Raw genomic sequence first — 3,745 nt, forward strand, 5'->3', positions numbered from 1 at the left:
ATCTACCCCACCACCCAGGCCCCACGCCTGCCAAAACCTCACGAACAGCCCCGCCGCAGGCACCGACACCAATAGCCGTTCGACCAGCAGGCCGATCACCGTTCCATCCCGGCCCGTTCCGCCCGGCTCTGGCCAACGAACCCCGGTGTCCGCAGACGGCGCGCGGCACCGGGTTCATCCCGGTCGCGAGAAACTGAGTTCGAGCCGAGCGCATCCGTCATCGGTGAGGAGCGTCCGGAGTGCGGCCGCATCGGCCCGCCGGTGGTGCGAAGCCTCAAGCCGTCCGCAGAGGGATCCGCGATCGGACAGGTCGGGTCAAGGTGAGTGCGGACGCGGGTGCGTGCTGTTGGCTGATGTGGCGGCCGGATTGGCCGTCGCCGACGCCGCGGTTTGGTAGAGAACCGTCGCTCGGCCTCACCCGTCGAGGGGTGCGTCATGGCTGCACTGTTGATCGGCTACGCCAGGGTGTCCACCGAGGAGCAGGACCTCACCGCGCAACGAAACGCGCTGATCGAACTCGGAGTCGACCAGACCAGGATCTATGTGGATCATGGACTGACAGGCACGAATCGGGACCGACCCGGGCTGCGCGAGGCACTGGCCGCCTGCCGGGCCGGTGACACGTTGACCGTCACCAAACTCGACCGGCTCGCCCGGTCGCTACCCGATGCTCGCGCCATCGCCGAAGACCTCACCCGACGCCAGGTGAAGCTGAGCCTGGGCCGCAGCGTCTACGACCCGACCGATCCGGTCGGGCGGTTGCTGTTCAATGTGCTGGCCATGGTCGCGGAGTTCGAGGCTGACCTGATCCGAGCTCGCACCCGTGAGGGCATGCGCGTGGCCAAAGCCAAAGGGCACCTGCGTGGCAAGCAGCCCAAGCTCAACCCACGCCAGGAAGCTCACCTGGTCGAACTGCTCGGCAGCGGCGAGTACACCATCGCCGAAGTCGGCGACTTGTTCGGCGTCGCGCGAGCCACTGTCTACCGGGCCGTCCAACGCCACCGCACCGCATCGGTGACCGTCCCGAACCCGCCAACCGCGGCTGCTGGACGGCATCGCGCACCTGGCGCACCCGGCCCGGCCCCGCAGCCCAAGCCGGATCCCACGCACCGACCACGGCATCTCGCCCGCGACGACAGCAACAGAACAGGACCGTCATGACCAGCAAGACCCGCGCGTACACGGGCCGCTAACCAGACACCGACCACCACAGGGGCCGGCCCCTTCCGCACCAAACACCGACGCAGGAAGCCGGTCCTCAAGCGGCTCCTCTTGCGGACGGCTACATGGCCGGGTGCAACGTCCTCTAGTCTTCACCCCGTCTTCGATGCAGAGTGGAACCTGCGCGGAGCGAAGGGCGGGATCGACATGAGCAACAACGCTGGAGCCGCAGGCGGGGGCGCGATCTACGGCTTGGGCATCTTTGGTGCCTGGGTCTACTACTGGCAGCAGGCCGACGGCTTCTGGGAGTATGCATTGGCGATCATCCAGGGCATCTTCTGGCCAGCTTGGATGGTCTACGAGGCTCTTCGCGCGCTTGGCGCCTAGACGGTATTGACCCAGCCGGCCTGCGGTCGATCGAACGCATCGACTCACTGTCTGCTCGGCCCAACGCGATGTCTTCGCGCTCAGTCAACGTCAAGCACGGACCCTCCAGATTGCGTCACCGCCGCGGCCGGGCCCCACCAGCAGCGATCAACCGCCGGCGACCTGCAACCCGGTAGCAATCCCCGAGCGGCCCGCAACCAACCGTGCCCCGCCCATAGGCACCGCCGTTCGTCTCACCAAGCGATCCCTGACCGGACACCGACAGCTCGCAAGGAAAGCGAGACGAACGCACGGACATGCCGATGAGCGGGCATGCGAATCGAGGTCGGGCGCGCCCGCTGCGCGCTAGGCGATCTCCACCTCGATCACTTCCCAGTTTCGTGGGCAGGCGGCCACGAGGGCCTCGCCGAGATGTCGCCGGAAGAGCAGATGACGAAATGACTTGAGCCTGTCCCCGAACACTTCGGGTGACGCAAGGACGTCGGAGGTGGACACCAAGGCGTCGCCGACAATCGGCGCCTCGTTCTCGCTCACAGGCAGCCACTTCCAGCGCCCACACTGTCCGCAGGACGACCCCGTCCTGTCGCCCTCGAACTCGCCGTGTCGCGCCCGCACAGCCCGCGCTAGATCCCCTGGCGGGTGCCAGGGTTCGACCGTTTGGGCGGGGAGGACCTGCTTCACCCCGGTGGGACCCTTGCGTGACTGGTGCACCTCTCCCAGCTCGACGGCGAACCGCCCGGCGATATCGGCGGCCAGCCCCGCCGAAACGCAGACCACGTCGTAGCGCCAGTTCGGCATCCATACCTCGGCGCCCGGGAACTTGCTCCCCTGGATCACGAGCGCGCCTGACTGCTCGACCAGCGGCGTACCGCAGCCTCGACACCACCCGTCCTCGCCATACATCGGTCCCAGGCCATATGAGTCTTCGGGCCAGGGCCAGCCCGGCGTGAAGCGCGGGGAGAGGGCCACCCAGTCAGCCGACGATTCTCGCACCGGGCAAGTATCTAGGTGGACCGCATGAAGCGCACTCTCCTGCCGCGAGTCGCTCGGGGCCTCCGTCAGATTGGCTCAAGATCGAGTTCGACCAGGTAACCGTTGAAGTGCAAGTCGCCGCGGACACCTCGGTGCCGTCAACACGCTCTGCTGACCTGACTTCTGCGGTGCCCGGGACGGGGTAAAGCGTGCGCCTGTCACCGCCCGGTGCAGGCGCGTAGCGGCTGTAGGCGCACTGGATGCTTCGCACCTTCCCCTTGCGGACGACGGCGTCCTCTTCTAGGTCGTGGTGATCCTCTTGATGGGTGACTTGGGTGGCAAGGTCGCTTCCGATGGCGGCCTCAAGCCAATCCACATCTGGATCGGCGGCCAGGTTCCATTCGACGGAATCGTTGACTGAAAACGGCTCGCCGCAGCACTCCATCTGCCAGTCGGAGTACCAGACGAGGGCCACGCTGCAGTCTCTCACTGATGCGCACTCATCTGCCGCGGAGCGTCGGGTCTCTCTCGTCTCAATGGACGCCGACCTCGCCTCGTCGATGTCCGTATGGGGAACCTTCCGCGTACGGATAGGGACGGCCGACCGCGACGTTCCCTACTTCGGTGATTGCCGAATTGCCCTCTCCATATGGGATCAAGGCGCCGCTGACGCGCGGCAACGCACACCCGCACTACCAGCATGTGTGCCTCGTAGCCGGACTGGAGTGTCCCTGCCAAGTGCCATCCTGTGCTTCCATGACGCCAAGAATCGACACCATCGTGATCGACTGCCCCGACCCCGAGGTCCTCGCCGCGTTCTACGCCGAGCTGCTCGCCATGCAGATCCTGCGGCGACCACCGGACTTGATGACGATCGGGCGGGAGGGTGAGCACCCACGGCTGGCGTTCCAAGCCATCGAGGAATACCACCCGCCGCAGTGGCCCGACCCGGCATACCCAAAGCAGGTCCACCTCGATATCGGCGTCCCCGATGCCACCGCCACAAGGGCATGGCTCCGCGAGCATGGAGCCACCTGGCACGAGGACGGCACCGACTGCCAAGTCTGGTCCGACCCAGCGGGACATCCATTCTGCGTGGCCCACGACACCTGGTCGGCACCTACGATCGGCGGAATCGTGCTGGATAGCGAGGACCACTCCGCCCTGGCCGCGTTCTACGCCGAGCTACTCGGACTGCACCAGACCAGACACGAGTGGGACAGCT

The 3,745-nt window shown here is 66.4% G+C and carries 5 protein-coding genes; 3 read left to right on the forward strand and 2 right to left on the reverse strand.

What is annotated here, in order from left to right:
- Window positions 1-435: 435 nt before the first annotated feature.
- The gene (locus tag ABNF93_RS34470) at window positions 436-1,161 is read left to right on the forward strand and encodes a recombinase family protein (protein ID WP_349332462.1); all 726 of its coding nucleotides are present in this window, start codon (window positions 436-438) and stop codon (window positions 1,159-1,161) included.
- A gap of 207 nt (window positions 1,162-1,368) precedes the next feature.
- Window positions 1,369-1,548: a hypothetical protein gene (locus ABNF93_RS34475; protein ID WP_349332463.1), complete on the forward strand. Its 180-nt coding sequence runs from the start codon at window positions 1,369-1,371 to the stop codon at window positions 1,546-1,548.
- Window positions 1,549-1,893: 345 nt separating this feature from the next.
- On the opposite strand, the gene ABNF93_RS34480 is transcribed toward ABNF93_RS34475, so the two are convergent.
- Both ABNF93_RS34480 and ABNF93_RS35220 read right to left on the reverse strand, forming a co-directional pair.
- Window positions 1,894-2,541, reverse strand: coding sequence for a hypothetical protein (locus ABNF93_RS34480; RefSeq protein WP_349332464.1), 648 nt, complete (start codon window positions 2,539-2,541; stop codon window positions 1,894-1,896).
- Entirely contained in the window at window positions 2,522-3,010 is a 489-nt protein-coding gene (locus ABNF93_RS35220) for a DUF6578 domain-containing protein (RefSeq protein ID WP_502877681.1), read from the reverse strand. The genes ABNF93_RS34480 and ABNF93_RS35220 overlap by 20 nt, the downstream gene beginning before the upstream one ends.
- A gap of 266 nt (window positions 3,011-3,276) precedes the next feature.
- Between ABNF93_RS35220 and ABNF93_RS34485 the strand changes: the two genes are divergently transcribed.
- Window positions 3,277-3,745: VOC family protein (locus tag ABNF93_RS34485; protein ID WP_349332465.1), on the forward strand; the 469-nt coding region annotated here is incomplete at its 3' end.

Origin of the sequence: Actinopolymorpha sp. B9G3 (assembly GCF_040120725.1) — a bacterium.
GTDB lineage: Bacteria > Actinomycetota > Actinomycetes > Propionibacteriales > Actinopolymorphaceae > Thermasporomyces.

Bases quoted from the DNA above. Each gene is read 5' to 3' on its own strand.
- ABNF93_RS34470 (WP_349332462.1), top strand. From the start codon at position 436: ATGGCTGCACTGTTGATCGGCTACGCCAGGGTGTCCACCGAGGAGCAG.
- ABNF93_RS34475 (WP_349332463.1), top strand. From the start codon at position 1,369: ATGAGCAACAACGCTGGAGCCGCAGGCGGGGGCGCGATCTACGGCTTG.